Source organism: Shewanella sp. H8 (assembly GCF_040285065.1).
Classification (GTDB): domain Bacteria; phylum Pseudomonadota; class Gammaproteobacteria; order Enterobacterales; family Shewanellaceae; genus Shewanella; species Shewanella polaris.
On the sequence record NZ_CP157213.1, the window covers coordinates 2,916,575 to 2,936,198 of the forward strand.

The following is a 19,624-nucleotide window of genomic DNA, read 5'->3' on the forward strand; positions in this document are numbered from 1 at the left end:
GCAGCAAATCCAACACAGCACTAGTGGCTTGATTGATATCAAGCTGGCAATTAGGTGATTTTTTTAGTATTAAGTTAAGCCTTAAGCACACAACCAGCGTTGGCAGTTTGATGCACCTTGTCTTCGCTTTCGCTCTAGTTGTTCACAATATTCAGTTAATGCTGGTAAAGCCCCTACAGCTCCCTTGAATAATAAACCAAACCCAGTAGTGATTTTTAGCCAGTTGTCAGCAGAAATATTGAGTCTGTTTAGAATGTCTGGCTACTTGTACTAATAGCACCGCACTTATTTCCTCATATAACCCTGCTTGTGTCTTCAACCATCTTTAATGCTGAACATTAATCCATTAGCCATGTTTAAATAGCCAATAGTGCTGGATTTTCATATTTATCCTTACTTGCAATTGGTGTGATTCAACTTTGAACTTGAGGACGTTGAAGAAAATAACGTGAGCCTGACATGGATGTCAGGCTAGCTTTCGCGGTACAGGATGTACCATCGGAAGCGTTAGCATTTTCGAATAAGTCCGAAGCCGACTACAAATGCCGGTCAAAGTTAAATTTGACCCCATGGCGACCTTTTCGCTGTTTGAAAATGTTGCGGGGCGGCTGGGTGATCCAAGAGGGAACAGCCGTTGGTTTCCTTTTGGTCTGGTGTGGGTGAAGCGCCACGACGTTAGTGGCCGCAGGCCATAATCTAAAAACATAATGGGGCATAAATGATTTGCATACCTTGCTTGCAATTGGTGTGATTCAACTATGAACTTGAGGACGTTGAAGACTCTTTATAAGTGAATGCGTGAAGCTCACATGGATGTGTACTTAGCTTTCGCGGTACAGGATGTACCATCGGAAGCGTTAGCATTTTCACTTTTTATTAATAAGATGGACCGAGGCTGTCTACAAGAGAGGTCAAAAGCTGGATCTGACCACGTCGCGAAATTATCGCATCTATTATTTATATCAAATGGGATAATTTTGATGTGACGGCTGGGCCTATTCTTTAACAAAGAAAAAGAGGGAACAGCCGTTGGTTTCCTCTTGGTCTGTTGTGGGCGAAGCGCCACGACGTTAGTGGCCGCAGGCCAAATGTATCAACCCATATGTATCAACCCATATGTATCAGCTAATAAGCATCACCTCCAGAGCTTAACTCGATAAAGTTAACGTTCTTATTTTTCAATTTTTTGAGCTAGCGTTACTTTTATTCGTTTTATATCAAGTCTACTAGAGATAAAATTCAATATCGGTGGATATAAGGTATTAATAATGCAAAGTTTAATCAATTGGCAATTGCTACATAAGCGCTTATCTAAAAAAAAGAGACCAGAAAGTGAGTTTCTATTGAATTGGGATGAGTTTGCCGAAATGTATGATGGAATGATCCGTCTTGAAGCACGTTTTAGCGAACAGCAAGTCGCCTGTATGCCTATTGAAGCAAGTGATACCGTTGTCGATATTGGTTGTGGCCCGGGTCGTTTATCTGTGCCATTAGCTCACAGAGCTCGCCAAGTAACGGCTGTGGATGCCTTTCCTAATATGTTAGCCCGCTGTATGAAAAACGCTAAAAATGCAGGTGTTGATAATATCAAACCGCTATTACAAGATTGGGAAGCTGAAGATGCTTTAGAACAAATAGGCATGCATGATATAGCAATAGCTTCCCGTTCAGTCGGTTTAGCCGATTTAAAAAAGCTCAATAAAATTGCCAGAAAATATGCCATTATCATCGCATTTGCCAATGCGCCGAGTTTAAAACAGATTCATTTTGAGTTTCTAGAAGGTATGATTCCCAATGCTAAAAGAAGCAAAACAACAAAGGACAGAGCATTTAGTTATAACATTACTTACAATATGCTTTACGACATGGGCGCTGAACCAAATGTGTTAATCCTTGATGATGGTTTTGAGGCTATCTATAACACCAAGCAAGAAGCCTATGATGATTTAACGTTTATGGGTAATATTCAACAAGATGTTGAGCATCTATTTCATCAAAATATTGATAAACATCTTACCGCGACCGAAGATAATCGTTGGAAATTATTTTGTCCCACCCGTTCTTTTGTCATGTGGTGGAAAACCAGTGATATAGTGGAATAGCTAACCCACTTATCGTATAAATATTAACATTTATACGATAATACCAAAAAGGAGGCTTTCGCCTCCTTTTGCTTATCTAATCACTTTTTAATAGCCAACTGACACTATTTACCGTCTTCTGCTCGACGCTTTTTAAAGTCTGAATCTTCGATCCATTTTGGCCAGTCGTTGTTGTTGGCTAGCTTTTCAATAATATCGCTGATTAAGGCTAAGTCTTGCTCTACCCCACCTAAATTCCAACTGGCATCGTAGTCATCGGCAGCTTGATGGTACTTATGGGCGATGTAGTCTGGGTCGGTGTCGCCTAAACTCATAAACATTAAACCCGGTACGCCTTGTTGTGCTAAGGCAAAGTGGTCTGAACGGAACATTAAGCCATTTTGTGGACGAGGGTCGGCTTTTACCGTACGACCTTGAGCTTTAGTAGCATCATCTAAATAGTTTTCAAGCTCTGACACGCCTTGGCCGTAACGCAAGATGTAATCCACGCCTTTGCCGACATTCATGCCGTCGATGTTTAAAAATGACACCAATTGCTTGGTCGGTACTGGTGGATGGGCGGCAAAGTATTGCGCGCCAATAAGGCCCGTTTCTTCTGCGGTAAAGGCTGCAAATAAAATAGACCGTTTTGGTGCTTTGTTTTGCTGTTTAAAATGACGAGCAAGTTGTAATACCCCAGCGACACCCGATGCATTATCAACGGCACCGTTATAAATACGGGTCTTGCCATCTTGAACAGTTTTACCTAAATGATCCCAGTGGGCATGCATGACTACCCATTCATCGGCTTGAGTGGTACCAGGTAATAAGCCGGCGACATTATATGAGGTGGCTAATTCTATGGTATTTTTCACCGCTAGATTAGCTTTAAGCTTTAAAGGAATAGACTTAAACCCAGCCTTAGCCGCAGTTAATTTAACCTTGTCATAATCTAGCCCTGCTGCCTGAAACACCTTTTGCGCGGTTTGATGTTGAATCCACCCCATAACACCAATGTGTGATTGGTTCTTATGTTCATCAACTAAGGTGTATTTAGTATTGGTGTTGCTGTTTTCTACGACGTTCCAGCCATAAGCTGCTGGTGCGGTTTCATGCACAATAAACACCGCTTTAGCGCCCTGCCTTGCTGCTTCTTCGTACTTGTAAGTCCAACGACCATAATAAGTCATGGCATTGCCTTTAAAGATGGCTGGGTCTTGGGTGGCAAATCCTGGGTCATTGACCAGCATGATCACTGTTTTGCCTTTTACATCGACATTGGCGTAGTCATTCCACTGGTATTCTGGCGCATTAATACCATAGCCAACAAACACTACATCGCTGTTATCTAAACTGACTTGAGGTAACACTTGCTCTGTACGTGCGGTGAAATCAGTGCCGTTATTAAACACTACATCACCCATAGTCAGCTGCATTGTTTGATCGGCAGTAATTTTAGCCATCGGCACAGCTTGACGGTAACTGTCACCAAAACCTGGGGCAAGTCCCATCGCTTTGTATGCACTTTCTAAATACTCAACGGTCAGCTTTTCACCATGGGACAATGGCCCACGGCCTTCAAACTCATCACTCGCGAGGGTTTGTACATCGTTACGATAAGTTTTTTGATCAAATTGAAATGGCATAGCATTCACGCTTGGCAATAAAAAGGCGCCAAACACACTAAAAACGGCCAACAAACGAAAAGTATTCACAGACTACATCCTTTGTTAATAATGAGAAAAATCATTGTAACAGCAAGTATGTAAATCGAAAGTAGCAAAATGTAACGGGATAATAAGCAAGCGCTTTGCTGATGGAATAAACAATAAAGACCAGATGTTAACACCGGCCCTAGGATGCTTTAAAAAAGCGGTAAACTTATCCCTTGCATCCCTGTTTGCGCTAAATAGCGCTTGTCTATCCATAAGCCGATAGCAGCAACTAATACTTCATCATAAAAAATCAATGGAATTTGCTGGCGACGCCAAGGTGGGATATTGCATTCTTGCCACAATTTTTTTAGCTCACGCGGTTTTTGACGTTGTGATGAGGCAAATTGCGGATAACATTTTATAGAGCCAACAGCGCCAAAGCATATAGTAATGTTGCTGTTAGTTGGCGGCAAAGCTAATAAAGGATTATCAGCAGATGTTTGTTGGCTTAAATGATATTGATGCTGGCCGATTTCACACATCATATCTGTCATATCGCCATTAACTAGGCTGATAAAGTCAGCCGTTAATTGGCTAGTAGGTGGCGTTTCCAGCTCACTGTTTTTGAGTACATATGCCACACGGGCAAAACGCTTAACATGATACTCACCCCATTGAATGGACATGTTAGCATCATCTTTGGCAGCTAAAAGCTGTGACAGTATCTGTTGTAATTGCGCTTGCGAAGGTAAACTAACGCCACTATGAATTAAATAACCACGAAACAGTAATGCTTGCCAAGCTGCACTCAATTGACCAAAACCAGTAAGCGTAAACCCGCTTGATTCGGTCATTAATGCATTGACATCACTGGCCAATACTAACCATTGAGGTAAGCGATGCCTGACTTCATCATCAACAATGTGTTGTTGTTCAGCGCACAATGCCGCACTTCTCGCTGCCGTTGTTGCAATGCTGGGCCAACGCTGCTTTAAACGCGGGATAATATCTAAACGAAGAAAGTTACGGTCATAACTGTTGTCTTGATTACTTTCATCTTCAATGTGAGTTAAGTGATATTCAACGGCAAATTGCTCTATTTGATCACGGCTTATTGATAATAACGGCCGAAGTAACCATGACTGTTTATACGCTTGCATAACGCCCATTGCCGCCAATCCTTTTGGCCCTTGTCCCCGCTTTAACGCCAGCAATAGCGTTTCGAGTTGGTCATCTTGGTGATGGGCGGTTAGCAGTATGTCACCAGGATTAAGGTAACGATCAAATGCTTGATAACGAGCGTCGCGGGCCTGTGCCTCAAGACTTTGTCTGGGGCCTTTATCAACGTTAACTCGTTCTACTTGCAGTGGTAATTGGTAATGCCCTGCTCGGGTGACACAATGTTGTACCCAATTGTCGGCATTTGCACTAAGCCCATGGTGAACATGAATAAGCAGGCAAGCAATATGTGGGTATTTTTGCGCAAATACACTTAACCCATACGCCAGCACCTCTGAGTCAACTCCGCCACTGTAAGCCAGTACTAACTTAGGCGATGATTCATCTTTAACTACACTCATTTGGTAAAGAGGTAATACAGCTTGTTCGAGCAAATTGAGCAGTTGTTGTGCACTCATTTGCTCTGATAACGAAGACTTTTCAATCATGATGATCGCCTAATTAAACACGATTTTGACGTTGGTTGAACCAAGCATACTTTCTAGCGCTAGCATTAATTCATCACTAGGGTTCACTCGCCATTCTTCACCTAACATGATTTTGCCACTGGCTTGTTGTTTGGTGTAGTTAATCACCACAGGCACGGCGCCATTACGCCACGGTGTTAATGTTTGTTCAAAAGTTTCTAGCCAATCAGGGGTGACATCATCGCCATGAACGTTGATTTCTACCGCTTTGGCAAAGTGACTGCGCGCTTCACCAATTTCAATGATATTGCGCGCGTTCATGCGATTGCCGCCAGAAAAATCATCAAAGCTGACATCACCTTCACAAATAAGAATGCGATCTTTTTCAAGCATGTGGCCAAACTTTTCAAACGGTTCGGTAAATAACATCACTTCTAAACGGGCACTTTTATCATCTAACGTAACTAAACCCATTTTTGAGCCACGCTTAGTGATCATTACTCGCGTAGCCACCACTAACCCGGCCGCTTTAACGGTTTTACCGCGCTCGGTTGGGTGAATGTCTTTTAAGCGGCCATTGGTGTATTGCTTAAGTTCTTTTAAATACTGGTTGATAGGATGACCAGTAAGGTAAAGCCCTAAGGTTTCACGCTCGCCTTCTAACCAAATTTTATCCGGCCATTGTGTACATTGAACAAAGTTTTGCTTACTGTCTTCTGGCTCACTATTGAGCAAACCAAACATGTCATGCTGACCAATGGCTTCTGCTTTTGCGTGTTGCGCTGCGGCACTAATGGCCTCTGGCAACGTTGCCATCATCGATGCACGATGTGGACCTAATGTGTCCAAGGCACCCGCTAAAATTAATTTTTCAATGACTCGTTTATTGAGCTTTTTCAAATCCACACGGGCACAAAAATCAAATAAGTCGGTAAATGGACTGTCTTTACGTGCTTCTAAAATTGATTCTACAGGGCCTTCACCCACACCTTTAATAGCACCAATACCGTAAACAATATTAAGGTCATCATCGACAGTAAATTTAAATAAGCCTTTGTTCACGTCTGGCGGAATTAACGGTAAGCCCATGCGCTCACATTCATCTACCAAGGTGACAATTTTATCGGTGTTGTCCATGTCGGCAGACATTACCGCGGCCATAAACTGCGATGGGAAATGGGTTTTTAACCACAGGGTTTGATACGACACCAAAGCATAGGCAGCTGAATGCGATTTGTTAAAACCGTAACCAGCGAATTTTTCTACTAAATCGAAGATCTTCATCGACAAGTCGCCGTCGATGCCGTTATTAATAGCCCCTTCTTTAAAGGTGCCGCGCTGCTTGGCCATTTCTTCAGGTTTTTTCTTACCCATTGCACGACGCAGCATATCTGCGCCGCCTAGGGTGTAACCTGACAATACCTGAGCAATTTGCATCACCTGCTCTTGGTACAAAATAATACCGTAGGTGGGTGCTAGTAGTTCTTTTAAAGACTCATGCTGATATTCAGCATCGGGATATGAAACTTCTTCACGGCCATGCTTACGCTCAATAAAGTTGTCAACCATGCCTGACTGCAAGGGACCTGGGCGGAACAATGCTACCAGTGCAATCATGTCTTCAAAACAATCGGGTTGCAGACGTTTAATTAAGTCTTTCATACCACGAGATTCGAGCTGGAATACCGCGGTGGTTTCGTAGCGCTGCAATAATCTAAAACAGGCAGGATCAGCAAGTGGAATGGCTTCGATACGTACGGGTTCTTTACCTTCTTTAATTTGGCGCGGATTAATCATCTGCAACGCCCAATCAATAATGGTTAAGGTACGTAAGCCCAAGAAATCGAACTTAACCAAACCCGCAGTTTCTACATCGTTTTTATCAAACTGAGTAACAGGGTTCAAGCCTTCGGCGTCACAATATAAAGGTGCGAAATCTGTAATTCGAGTGGGGGCAATTACCACACCGCCGGCATGCTTACCCGCGTTACGTGTCACACCTTCTAAACGGCGACACATGTCGATAAGCTCTTTAACGTCTTCATCACCGTCATAGGCTTCAGGAAGCGCGGGTTCAACTTCAAAGGCTTTCGCCAATGTCATCCCTGGTTCTGCGGGGATTAATTTGGTTAGACGTTCAACAAAGCCATATGGATGACCTAATACGCGGCCAACATCTCGTACCACAGCTTTTGCTGCCATGGTACCAAAGGTAATAATTTGCGATACCGCTTCACGGCCATAGAGTTCAGCGACATGATCAATTACCTCGTCACGGCGGTCCATACAAAAGTCGACGTCGAAATCGGGCATGGATACACGTTCAGGGTTCAAGAAACGCTCGAACAGTAAGTCATATTCAAGTGGGTCTAAATCAGTAATTTTTAGTGCGTATGCCACTAACGAACCTGCACCAGAACCACGACCTGGACCGACTGGAATATCGTTGTCTTTACCCCACTGAATAAACTCCATCACAATAAGGAAGTAACCCGGGAAACCCATTTGGTTAATCACTTTCAGTTCAATCTCGAGACGTTCGTCATACTCTGGCCGTTTCTCGAGGCGAACTTGCGGATCAGGGAATAAAAATTCGAGACGTTCTTCTAAGCCTTTTTCTGAGGCAGTAACTAAGAAGTCTTCTATCGATAAATCGCCGGTCGGGAAATTAGGTAAAAAGTATTCATGTAAGCGAATAGTGACGTTACAGCGCTTAGCAATTTCGACACTATTTTGAATGGCCGATGGAATATCGGCAAACAAGGCGATCATCTCGTCTTCGGTGCGCAGGTATTGTTGATCGCTGTAGGTTTTAGGACGACGCGGATCGACTAAGGTAAAACCATCATGAATAGCGACACGAATTTCATGAGCTTCAAAATCATCTTGTTTTAAAAACACCACTTGGTTAGTGGCGACAACAGGCAACCCTTTTTCAGATGCTAGCTCAACCGCCATGTGCAAATAGCGTTCTTCATGTGCACGGCCAGTACGGATAAGCTCTACATAATAACGATCTTCAAAATGTTGTTGATAAAAAGCAATCAGTGACTCAACTTGATGTTGATTGCCTTTTAATAATGCCTTACCAACGTCACCGTCTTTGGCGCCTGAAAGAATGATCAAACCACTGTTAAATTTGATTAACCAGTCTTGATCTATCACAACTCTATTATCGACATGTCCACGAAGATAAGCTTCACTGATCAATTGAGTCAGATTTTGATAACCCTCGTTATCCATGGCAATAATGGTTAAGGCACAAAACTCTTTTTCAAAACCTGGAGTTTGCACCCAAAAATCGGCACCTACAATGGGTTTAATACCAGCATTATTACAAGCACCATAAAACTTTACCAAACCACAGAAGTTGTTTTGATCGGTTAATGCTATCGCTGCCATCCCCTGATTTTCAGCGGCTGCAATGATAGGTTTCACTTTGGCAACGCCATCTGACATTGAATAATCACTGTGGACACGCAAATGAACAAAACGAGGATCGGACATAGATTATTTTTTCTTCGAAAAAGATGAATGAAACAACACGAAAATGCGGGATTTAGACTAGCAAACTAAGCGACGTTATCCAATGATTAAGTCGTTTAATCTTGGTCTTATTACAAGGTATCCTGAAGCAAAATACGTTCTGCAACAGGTTTGAAACTTTTACGATGCTCAGGTAACACACCATACAAGGCTAACGCTTCAAAATGTGCCTTGGTTGGATAACCTTTGTGTTTAGCAAAGCCATATTGTGGATATTGAGTGTCTAACGTATCCATCTCTGCATCACGAGTCACTTTAGCAATAATAGATGCGGCGCTGATGGCGGCAACTAATCCATCACCTTTTATTATTGCATGGCTGGCAATACCAAACTCTGGCACCCGATTACCATCAACCAATACTCGTTCAGGCTTAATCGACAACCCCGCCACTGCCCGCTGCATTGCCAACATAGTGGCGTGTAAAATATTCAGCTCATCTATTTCACTAGGGTTAGCACGGCCAATACTAACACTTAACGCATTGTCCATAATCTGTTGGTATAAAGCATTACGGCGCTTTTCACTGAGTTTTTTAGAATCGTTAAGGCCTACTATCGGTTTACTCGGGTCTAATATCACCGCTGCGGTCACCACATCACCAACTAATGGGCCACGTCCAACTTCATCAACACCGGCAACCACACCTTGTGAAATAACGGCCACCTGTTCAGGAGAGATATTTTTAATCACTATGGGCAGATTATTGCTAGACGTCATCATTTTTCCTACATCATTCAGATGGGTTAATTAGCGCAACCACAGCATCAGCAGCTCGTTCGCTAGCATTACATTTCAATAACTGATGTAGTTCTTCAAAGCGGGCATTTAATGGCGCAAAATCTTGATTGAGTTGATTAATAACTGCATCGGCAATTAACTGTGGCTGGCAATTAGCTTGCATCAGTTCTGGCACTATGGTTTCGTTAGCGAGTAAATTAGGCAACGAAAAGTTATTAATTCTCATCATCCGGATACCGATTGCATAAGTAATAGGGCTAACACGATACGACACCACCATAGGACGTTTTACCAACATAGCCTCTAACGTCGCTGTGCCAGATGCCAATAAAATACAATCAGCGGCAGCCATTACTTCGCGAGATTGCCCTTCAACAATAGTGACTTCTAAATCGGGAGCAAACTGTTCAAGCGCAGCAATAAATTGTTGACGACGAGCATCATTCACCACTGGAGTGACAAATTTGATATCTGGATAGGCTTGTTTGACCAATTGGGCCGCTTTGACAAACGGTTCAGCTAATTGCTTTAGCTCTCCGCCTCTGGACCCTGGCAATACCGCCAAATATTCAGCATTAGGATCTAATTCTAATGACTGCCGAGCAGCCAGCTTATCACTGTGCATCGGAATGTCGTCTGCAAGTGTATGTCCTACAAAGGTACAAGGCACTTGATGTTGGTCGTAAAACGCTTTCTCAAACGGCAATAATGACAACACCATATTAGTGGCTTTAGCAATTTTAAATATACGCTTTGGACGCCAAGCCCAAACTGACGGGCTGACATAATGGACCGTTTTAATCCCTTTGGCTTTTAATTTAAGCTCTAGGCCAATGTTAAAATCGGGCGCATCAATACCAATAAAACAATCTGGCGCTAGTTCAGTAATTTGTTCCACTAAGCTTGAACGAATATGCAACAGTCGTGGTAAATGTGATAACACCTCGACTAATCCCATAATCGAAAGCTCTTCCATTGGAAATAAACTTTCAAACCCAAGCGCTTGCATACGAGGGCCACCAATGCCAATAAAGCGCGCATCTGGATAGCGTTGTTTAAGTGAATTGACTAAACCGGCACCTAAAATATCGCCGGAGATTTCTCCGGCGACAATGGCAAATATTTTTTGAGAAGTGTGAGTCATTATGTCTTCTATCGAATGATGCCACGACCAGAGTGGTTAATAAACTCCATAAATGCTTTTACATTTATGTCATTTTCGGCCGCACTGCTTAATTCCGCATTAGCTTCTTCAATGGTTAAACTCTTACGAAATACCGTTTTATAAGCATTAAGAATAGCACGCTGGTCTGCTTTACTAAATCCACGACGTTTCAAACCTTCAAGGTTTAAGCCACGGGGAGCCGCGGGTGAACCTGCAGCCATAACAAACGGCGGTACGTCTTGTAAAATCAATGATGCTCCGGCGGTAAATGCATGTTCACCAATGTGAACAAACTGGTGCACGCCAGTCATGCCGCCTAAAATAACCCAATCACCAATATGTACATGACCAGCAATAGAAGCATTATTGGCCATAATAACGTTATTACCAACAAGACAGTCATGAGCAATATGAACATACGCCATAAATAGGTTATTAGACCCTATGCGAGTTTCACCCTTGTCTTGGGTTGTACCACGGTGAATCGTGACTGATTCACGAATAATGTTATTGTCGCCAATAATTAAGCGAGTTTGTTCGCCTGCGTACTTTTTGTCTTGACACTCTTCGCCAACAGAAGCGAATTGAAAAATACGATTACCTTTACCAATAACGGTTGGACCTTTGACCACTACATGAGAGTTGATGCATGTGTCATCGCCGATTTCAACATTCTCGCCTATATAGGTCCAAGGACCAATAGTGACATTGTTACCAATTTTGGCTGTTGGGTGAACAAACGCTAATTTATCTATCACTTTTCAATCTCTCTACGTGCGCACATAATTTCAGCTGAACAAACCAGTTCACCATCAACCAAGGCTTCACCAATAAACACACCGATACCACGACGCTCTTTAATCATTTTAACGTGAAAATGTATTTGATCGCCTGGCTCAACAACACGTCTAAAACGCGCTTTATCAATACCTGCAAAATAATACAATACGTCAGGAGATGGTTCTGTGCTCATGGTTTTAAACGCAAGCAAACCTGTTGCTTGTGCCATAGCTTCTAAAATTAGAACCCCAGGCATAACAGGTTGTATAGGGAAATGTCCCTGAAAAAATGGTTCATTAATCGTGACATTTTTAATCGCATGTAATTGCTCACCTACGGTAAAATCTAACACACGATCAATTAACAAGAATGGATATCTATGAGGCAGATATTTAAGTATCTCTTTAATATCCATGGTGTTTAATTGATTTGACACACTACATTCCTTAAATAAGGCAGAATTACAATTATTCTGTGCCCTTAGCACTTTTTTCGAGATGTTTTACTCGATTAAAAAGCTCATCTAATTGACGGAAACGAACAGTGTTTCGACGCCATAATTTATTTTCCATCGCAATCGTCGCAGATGAATACACACCTTTATCACGGATAATGCTGGTCACATTCGTTCCGCCGCTAACATGAACTCCGTCAGCAATACTCAAGTGTCCTGCGATTGCACAATTACCGCCAATAATACAGTATTTACCTATGGTACAGCTACCAGCCAAAATAGTACCACCTGCAATGGCGGTATTTTGCCCAATAACAACGTTATGAGCAATTTGAATTTGGTTATCGATAATGACACCATCGTGGATTTCGGTATCTGATAATGCACCACGGTCTATACTGGTACATGCGCCAATTTCGACATGATTGCCAATACGAACGCCACCGGTTTGCGGGATTTTAATCCAGTTACCGCGCTCATTGGCATAACCAAAACCATCAGACCCAATAACAGACCCGGAATGGATGATGCAATCATGCCCGATATGAACATTATGATAAACACTCACATTGGCCCAAAGACGCGAATTTGAACCTATAATACTGGTTTCTCCGACGACACAACCTGGACCTATCTGAACATTTTCACCTAAAATAACCTTGGCACCAATGACCGCATTAGCACCAATAGCAACACCTTCACCCAAAATGGCTGAAGGATCTATTTGTGCAGAGGGATGAATACCGGGGGTTTCTTTAGGAGTGGTATCAAGTAATTGCGCTATACGAGCAAAGCCGACATAAGGATCGTTAACGATCAAGGCATTGCCAGAATAACCATTTGCATCTTTTTCGCTCAGCAATACCGCACTAGCTTGAGTGGCCTCAAGCTGATCGCGATACTTGCTATTGGCTAAAAAAGAGAGTTGGCCTTGAGTTGCATTTTCAAGGGTAGCCACGCTAAATATTTCTAGGGTGTCATCACCTTTAACCGTTGCCCCCAATAATTGGCCAAGCTCTTTTAAAGTCACTTTCTGCATATTTATTATTGGCCTTTACTTAAGGCTTCTACCACTTGGCTGCTAATATCAGCTTCTGGCTTAACAAAAATAACTGCGCCACGTTGTAGCACCATGTCATATTGTTCTTTACTAGCAATAGTATTAATGGCTTTTTGAACTAGAACTAATAGCTTGTTTTGCTCTTCACCTTGACGACGACGCATGTCTTCGTCTAATGCTTTGCCTTTCAATTGGAATTCAGATTTTAGAGATTCCATTTTACGCACTAATTCAGTCTTTTGTGTGTCGCTCATTAACGCGCCATCACGTTGTTGCTTTTCAACCAAAGAACGCATTTCTTCCTGCATTTTTTGGACACTTGCAACACGATCTCCAAATTCAGCTTTTAATGATTTTGAAATCTGTTCACGCTGAGGCAGCTGTTCAAACACTTCGCCCATATCAACTACAGCGAGTTTTTCCGCTTGAGCTAGCATAGGTGTTGCACAAAATGCCAATGTAATTAAGGCGCGATTTACCATCTTTTTCAAAGTAGACTCCTTGTTAAACTTGTTGTTATCAGCAAAACTTGCCGAGTGTATTTGTTTTAGAACGTTTTGCCAATATTGAACGAGAAAATTTCTGTCTCGTCATCTTCATATTCTTTCAATGGCCAAGCCAAACTGAACACCATAGGACCCATTGGGGATATCCACTGGACGCTCATACCCCATGAGGCACGTATACGTTCCGGATCGCTATAATCACTTAACTGAGAGAATTGATCAGCTGGTAAATAACGATAACCATCATAATCAAACTCGGTATCCCACACGTTACCTGCGTCTAAGAAGAAACTGGTACGTACAGAATTGGTGTAAGCTTCATCTAAGAATGGTGTAGGAACAATCACTTCCAAACTTGCAGTTGCAATGGCGTTACCACCAATTGAATTACCTTCACTCACATAAACAGTATCAACATTGCCTGGTAAGCTACAACCATCACCCGACGCGTCTGGTGAACATGCCTCACTACCACGATATAAGTAAAATGAACGAGGACCTACAGAATTAGACTTAAAACCACGTAACGAGCTCGAACCACCTGAATAGTAGTTTTCCCAGAACGGCAATATTTGATCGTTGTCGTCAAATTTGCCATAACCATTGGCGTAACCTAGGTGAGCACGCGCTAACATGACAAACCCATGTTGAGGTGTCAGAGGGAAGTAAAAACTAGTGTCAAAATCCGTTTTAAAATACTGTAAATCAGAACCTGGCACTGTCATCTTACCGCTTAAACGTTGCGACGAACCATCAGTAGGGAACTGACCACGGTTAACTGTGCTGCGATACCAACCAGCATTTAATTCAAAGTTATCAAAACTTAAGTCTGCGTCAGGATCATCATTACGATAAACATTATAAAAACGTACAGCTTGTTCGTAAGACGATATTTCTGAAATCGTATTATGACGGTAGCCAATACCACCGTTCAAACGATTAGATTCGTTAATTGGAAACCCTGAAGTTAATGCAACACCATAAGATTTATTCTTATAACGCTCAAGATTAGCCTCATTAGCATCAAACTCGTTCCAAAAGATGCTGCCACCTAAGCTAACGCCATCTTTAGTAAAATATGGGTCGGTATAAGATAAATTAGCACTTTTTGAGTATTTGTTGGTATTAATACTGAAACCAGCTTGGTTACCTGTACCAAGGAAGTTATTTTGCTCAACACCAAACTGCAAACTCACGCCTGATTCAGTACCATAACCAACACCAGCATTAAATGAACCAGAAGGTTGCTCTTTCACCTTAATGGCCACATCTACTAAATCATCACTGCCCGGAACTTGAATCGTTTCAGCATCAACCGTTTCAAAATAACCTAAACGGTTAAGGCGTAGTTTAGACTGCTCAATTTGGGCCGAATTTAACCAAGCCCCTTCCATTTGGCGCAATTCTCGTCGCATTACTTCATCTTTAGTAACTGTGTTACCAGTGAAGTTAATTGAGCGAACATATACACGTTTACCCGGATTAACATTGATGTTAAGAACCACTTCTTTAGTTTCATCGTTAATTTCAGGATACGTTTTCACTTCTGGATAAGCATAACCAAAGCGACCAAGGTATTTACTGTACATTTCTTCGGTGAATGTCACATCGGCACCGTTGTACATATTACCGGCTTTAATCGGCAAAATAGCTTTCATTAACTTTTCGCGACCCATAAGATCGCCTATTAAGTTAACTTCTTTTACTTTATACTTTTCGCCTTCATTCACATTGATAGTAATGTACAAACCTTTACGGTCTGGTGTCATTGCTACTTGTGTTGAAGTCACTTCAAAGCGAATATACCCTTGATTATGGTAATAAGTTTTGATGGTTTCTAGGTCAGCTTGTAGCTTTTGTTTTTGGTAACGACGCTCACCAAACAAATCCCACCAAGCAACATAATCTTTCAATTCAAGCATACCAATAAGTTCATAATCAGAAAACACAGTGTTACCCACTACGTTTATCTGGCGGATTTCAGCCGCTAAACCTTCGGTGAACTTAAATTTAAGCTCAACACGGTTACGAGGTAAGTTGATGATTTGCGCTTCAACTTTGGCACCGTATTTACCTACACCGTAATAGAAATCTTGCAGACCTTTTTCAATGCCTGTCAACATAGTTCTATCGAGCGATTCGCCAGCTCTAACACCAGAACCGTCAAGACTTTCTTGCAACTGTTCGTCTTTAATATCTTTATTACCTTCGAATGAGATAACGCTAATAGTTGGACGTTCTTTAACTGTTACATAAAGTATACCGTCTTCATGACTGACACTAATGTTTTCAAAATTGGTTGAACCGTAAAGGCTCTTTATCGCTTGCTGTAATTTAACTTCATCTACTGTGTCACCTACTTTCACAGGCAAACTCAATAGTGCTGCACCGAGAGCAACTCGTTGCAAACCTTCTACTTGGATGTCGGTCACTTCAAAAGGTTGGAAAGACTCTGCCCAACCATTCCCTGAAAAAGACGCGCCGACGAATAACATCGAGGCAAAAATTTTATTCAATCTCATAGAGCACTTCTAATTATTGTCTGTCTTGCTCAGAGTCGGGCGAAATCGTTGAATAAGGCTACGCCCATCAACATTAGCAGCAAAGCTGCACCAAACCTGAAACCTATTTCCTGTACCTTTTCGGGTACAGGCTTACCAGTAATCACTTCTATAAAGTAATACAGCAAGTGTCCACCATCGAGCACTGGCAAAGGCATTAAATTAATAATCCCTAAGTTAACGCTGATGAGCGCGATAAACCCTAGAAAGTACACTAATCCGTAACTTGCACTGGCGCCAGCGCCTTGTGCAATGGAAATAGGACCACTGAGGTTTTTAACCGACACATCGCCGGTAAATAATTTTTCAATCATCTTAAAACTGACGGCAACAAGTTGCCAAGTTTTATCTGTTGCAGCGACAATCGAATCTACTATGCCATACTCAAGCTCAAAGCGCATATTATCAGGCCATGGTGCTTGGGTTGGACTAATGCCTATAATTCCGATAGTTTTACCGTCAGAATTTTGCTGTGCTTTTGGCACTACATTCACATTGATGGATTGACCTTCACGTATCAATGTCATATTAATATTTTTGTTGGCAGAGCTTTGTACCACATCAACAAACGCTTTCCAATCACTGTATTGGACACCATTAATATTGACGAGTTTATCGCCCACTTTAATGCCAGCTTTTTCTGCCGCACTGTCTTTGCTGATCACCGCAATGGTAGGATCTATTCCCGGACGGAAAATGCCTAAACCTAATGAAGTAATTGGAGATTCTTTTTCTGGATCAAATTGCCACTGACGCGTATCGAGCTTAACGGTACGTAAGGGCATATCCACACCTGATAGTTCAGATAATGGCGCTAAGGTTATATCAATGCTTTCATCACCAATATGGCTAACCAAGGCTAAGTTAACCTCTTCCCAGGTTCTTACTTTTTGTCCTGATACTGCCATTATTTGTTGCGGTTCAACCAACTGAATAACACTGGCAGGGCTATTTAACGTGGTGCTATCAATAACGGGTTTGATTGATGGAGTACCTATCAGATACATAACGTACAAGGCTGCTATAGCAAAAATAAAGTTAGCAATGGGGCCTGCTGAAACAATGGCAATACGCTGCCATACCGTTTTACGGTTAAAGGCTTGATCGACGAGCTCGGCTGGGACGTCTTCTACCCGCTCATCAAGCATTTTGACGTAACCGCCTAACGGGATCATAGCCACCACATATTCGGTGCCATCTTTACCCATTTTGCGCCAAATGGCTTTACCAAAACCAATAGAGAATCGTTCAACTTTTACCCCACAACGACGGGCAACCCAAAAATGGCCGTATTCGTGTGCGGTAATCAAAATACCTAATGCAACAATAAAAGAACCTAAGCTCCAAAAAAAATCTATCATCATTCCCCTGAACTAATTAAGTGCTTTAATAGCGGACATTGCTGTCATGCGAGCTTGTCCATCTAACTGTAAAATATCGCCAATACTCGCTAAACATGTTTGCGGTATGCTATCTAAACACCGTGCATTTATATCCGCAATATCAGTAAAACGTATTTGACCATTTAAGAAAGCTTCAACGGCAATTTCATTGGCCGCATTCAACACTGTGGTCGCTTCCTGTCCATGTTCACATGCTTGCATTGCTAAACGTAAACATGGAAATCGACTGAAGTCAGGTTCACAAAAGCTTAACTGTCCGACTTTGAAAAAATCCAAAGGTTCAACACCAGCGTTAATTCTTTGCGGATAGCTCATACAATGAGCAATAGGAGTACGCATATCAGGGTTCCCCATTTGCGCAATAACTGAACCATCGCGGTACTGCACCATGGAATGAATAACGCTTTGAGGATGTATCACTACTTTGAGTTGGTCGGCCTGAGTATTAAACAACCAGCGTGCTTCAATAAACTCTAAGCCTTTGTTCATCATCGTGGCTGAATCGACAGATATTTTAGGTCCCATCGACCAATTAGGATGATTACAGGCTTGTGTCGGTGTCATCGCACTAAGTGTCGATAAATCCGTTTGCAAAAACGGACCACCTGAACCGGTTAATAAAATATGAGCGATGCCTGATGCGGCTAAATCACAATAACCCAATTGTGCTTGTGCATTGGTAGGTAAACATTGAAAAATCGCATTATGTTCACTATCGACTGGTAACACTGTTGCACCAGAAGCCCTTGCCGTGTGCATAAATAATTCACCCGACATCACCAATGCTTCTTTGTTGGCTAACAGTACCCGTTTGCCCGCTTTAACAGCATCAAATGTTGGCACCAATCCAGCAGCACCAACAATGGCAGCCATAACGGTATCGGTATTAGCATCGGTAACCAATGCATTAAGCGCTTCTGCCCCTGTTGTTACCTGAGTAACACTTCCTTGAGGTAATAAGGCTTTAAGTTGCATGGCGGCGCTCTCATCCACCATATGAGCATATTCAGGTTTATAGGTAATACACAATGCCAGCATTTTATCTACGCTGGCATTAGCCACTAGACCATAGACATGAAATTCCGCTGGATTATTTACCATCACACTTAGCGTGCTAGCACCTATCGAGCCTGTTGCCCCTAAAATCACCATATTTTGCATTGGCATCACATCCACATCGCTATGTAGATAAAGGTAAATACCGGTAGCGCAGCAGTAAGGCTATCGATGCGGTCTAAAATTCCACCGTGTCCCGGTAAAATGGTGCCAGAATCTTTAATGTTAGCAGCACGCTTAAACATACTTTCAGATAAATCACCAAAAGCAGATGCTAACGCAGTGATTAACGTAACCACAATGAGTAAACCTAGTTCTTGTTCTGGTGCAACATACATAATGCCTGCCACCACAACCATAGACGTAATTAATCCGCCAACCAGACCCTCAAGGGTTTTTGCAGGACTTACACTCGGCATCAGTTTATGTTTACCTAATTTACGACCCGCAAAATAAGCCCCAGTATCGGTAGCCCACACCACTAACAATACTAAAAAGACTAATGTGCCACCATAATAAGGGTGAACATTGCTGCTTAACGATTTAAGCGCGATCAAAGACGTAAAACACGGTATGAGTGTTAACTGACCAAACATGGATTTTAGCATTGGGCTTTTTTTCCATATGCTGGCGCTTTTAGGAAAACTAAACACTAATCCAATACTCACTATCCACCAAAATACACCAATGGTGATAATGGCAAGAAACATGGGATGCAATTGTCCCTTAAACCATAAAACATCAACGGGGACCGCTAGATTAAGCGCTATCAGTAACAGACTGAGCGTCGCGGTAAAAGACCACTGAGTGACATTACAACTGGGGTCAATGAAACTCCCCCACTCTTTTGCTGCAATTAAAAATACTGGTACTAACGCCCATGCAAAATAATTTGCAGGAAGTAGAAAGATTGCCCCAAGTACAATTGGGATTAACCACAATGCTGTTATTATTCGTTGTTTTAGCAAAAA

14 protein-coding genes are annotated in these 19,624 nt (G+C 42.1%); 1 reads left to right on the forward strand and 13 read right to left on the reverse strand.

Annotated features, from left to right (window positions below):
- The first annotated feature begins 1,268 nt into the window (after positions 1–1,268).
- The gene (locus ABIS04_RS12650) at positions 1,269–2,102 is read left to right on the forward strand and encodes a class I SAM-dependent methyltransferase (protein ID WP_137226571.1); all 834 of its coding nucleotides are present in this window, start codon (positions 1,269–1,271) and stop codon (positions 2,100–2,102) included.
- A 104-nt stretch (positions 2,103–2,206) separates the two neighbouring features.
- Here ABIS04_RS12650 and ABIS04_RS12655 read toward each other — a convergent pair whose 3' ends face one another.
- The 13 genes from ABIS04_RS12655 to ABIS04_RS12715 form a co-directional block, all read right to left on the reverse strand.
- On the reverse strand, positions 2,207–3,727 hold the full coding sequence (locus tag ABIS04_RS12655) for a M28 family metallopeptidase (RefSeq protein ID WP_350433434.1): 1,521 nt from the start codon (positions 3,725–3,727) through the stop codon (positions 2,207–2,209).
- Between the two features lie 218 nt (positions 3,728–3,945).
- The gene (gene tilS, locus ABIS04_RS12660) at positions 3,946–5,403 is read right to left on the reverse strand and encodes a tRNA lysidine(34) synthetase TilS (RefSeq protein ID WP_350431291.1); all 1,458 of its coding nucleotides are present in this window, start codon (positions 5,401–5,403) and stop codon (positions 3,946–3,948) included.
- Between the two features lie 9 nt (positions 5,404–5,412).
- Positions 5,413–8,889, reverse strand: a complete 3,477-nt coding sequence (dnaE, locus tag ABIS04_RS12665; RefSeq protein WP_350431292.1) for a DNA polymerase III subunit alpha — start codon at positions 8,887–8,889, stop codon at positions 5,413–5,415.
- A 110-nt stretch (positions 8,890–8,999) separates the two neighbouring features.
- Positions 9,000–9,647, reverse strand: coding sequence for a ribonuclease HII (rnhB, locus tag ABIS04_RS12670; protein ID WP_350433435.1), 648 nt, complete (start codon positions 9,645–9,647; stop codon positions 9,000–9,002).
- Between the two features lie 13 nt (positions 9,648–9,660).
- The gene (gene lpxB / locus ABIS04_RS12675; protein ID WP_350431293.1) at positions 9,661–10,812 is read right to left on the reverse strand and encodes a lipid-A-disaccharide synthase; all 1,152 of its coding nucleotides are present in this window, start codon (positions 10,810–10,812) and stop codon (positions 9,661–9,663) included.
- An 8-nt stretch (positions 10,813–10,820) separates the two neighbouring features.
- Entirely contained in the window at positions 10,821–11,591 is a 771-nt protein-coding gene (lpxA, locus tag ABIS04_RS12680; RefSeq protein WP_350431294.1) for an acyl-ACP--UDP-N-acetylglucosamine O-acyltransferase, read from the reverse strand.
- Complete coding sequence (gene fabZ / locus ABIS04_RS12685) at positions 11,588–12,049, reverse strand: 3-hydroxyacyl-ACP dehydratase FabZ (protein ID WP_140234617.1); 462 nt, start codon at positions 12,047–12,049, stop codon at positions 11,588–11,590. Before fabZ ends, lpxA begins: the two co-directional genes overlap by 4 nt.
- Positions 12,050–12,080: 31 nt before the next feature.
- On the reverse strand, positions 12,081–13,106 hold the full coding sequence (gene lpxD / locus ABIS04_RS12690) for a UDP-3-O-(3-hydroxymyristoyl)glucosamine N-acyltransferase (protein WP_350431295.1): 1,026 nt from the start codon (positions 13,104–13,106) through the stop codon (positions 12,081–12,083).
- A 5-nt stretch (positions 13,107–13,111) separates the two neighbouring features.
- Positions 13,112–13,609, reverse strand: coding sequence for an OmpH family outer membrane protein (locus ABIS04_RS12695; protein ID WP_140235604.1), 498 nt, complete (start codon positions 13,607–13,609; stop codon positions 13,112–13,114).
- Between the two features lie 65 nt (positions 13,610–13,674).
- A complete protein-coding gene (bamA, locus tag ABIS04_RS12700) occupies positions 13,675–16,155 on the reverse strand; it encodes an outer membrane protein assembly factor BamA (RefSeq protein ID WP_140234619.1) in 2,481 nt (826 codons plus the stop codon).
- A gap of 29 nt (positions 16,156–16,184) precedes the next feature.
- The gene (gene rseP, locus ABIS04_RS12705; protein WP_140235605.1) at positions 16,185–17,555 is read right to left on the reverse strand and encodes a sigma E protease regulator RseP; all 1,371 of its coding nucleotides are present in this window, start codon (positions 17,553–17,555) and stop codon (positions 16,185–16,187) included.
- Between the two features lie 12 nt (positions 17,556–17,567).
- Positions 17,568–18,758: a 1-deoxy-D-xylulose-5-phosphate reductoisomerase gene (gene ispC / locus ABIS04_RS12710; RefSeq protein WP_350433436.1), complete on the reverse strand. Its 1,191-nt coding sequence runs from the start codon at positions 18,756–18,758 to the stop codon at positions 17,568–17,570.
- 5 nt (positions 18,759–18,763) lie between these two features.
- A complete protein-coding gene (locus ABIS04_RS12715; RefSeq protein ID WP_350431296.1) occupies positions 18,764–19,621 on the reverse strand; it encodes a phosphatidate cytidylyltransferase in 858 nt (285 codons plus the stop codon).
- Between the last annotated feature and the right edge of the window lie 3 nt (positions 19,622–19,624).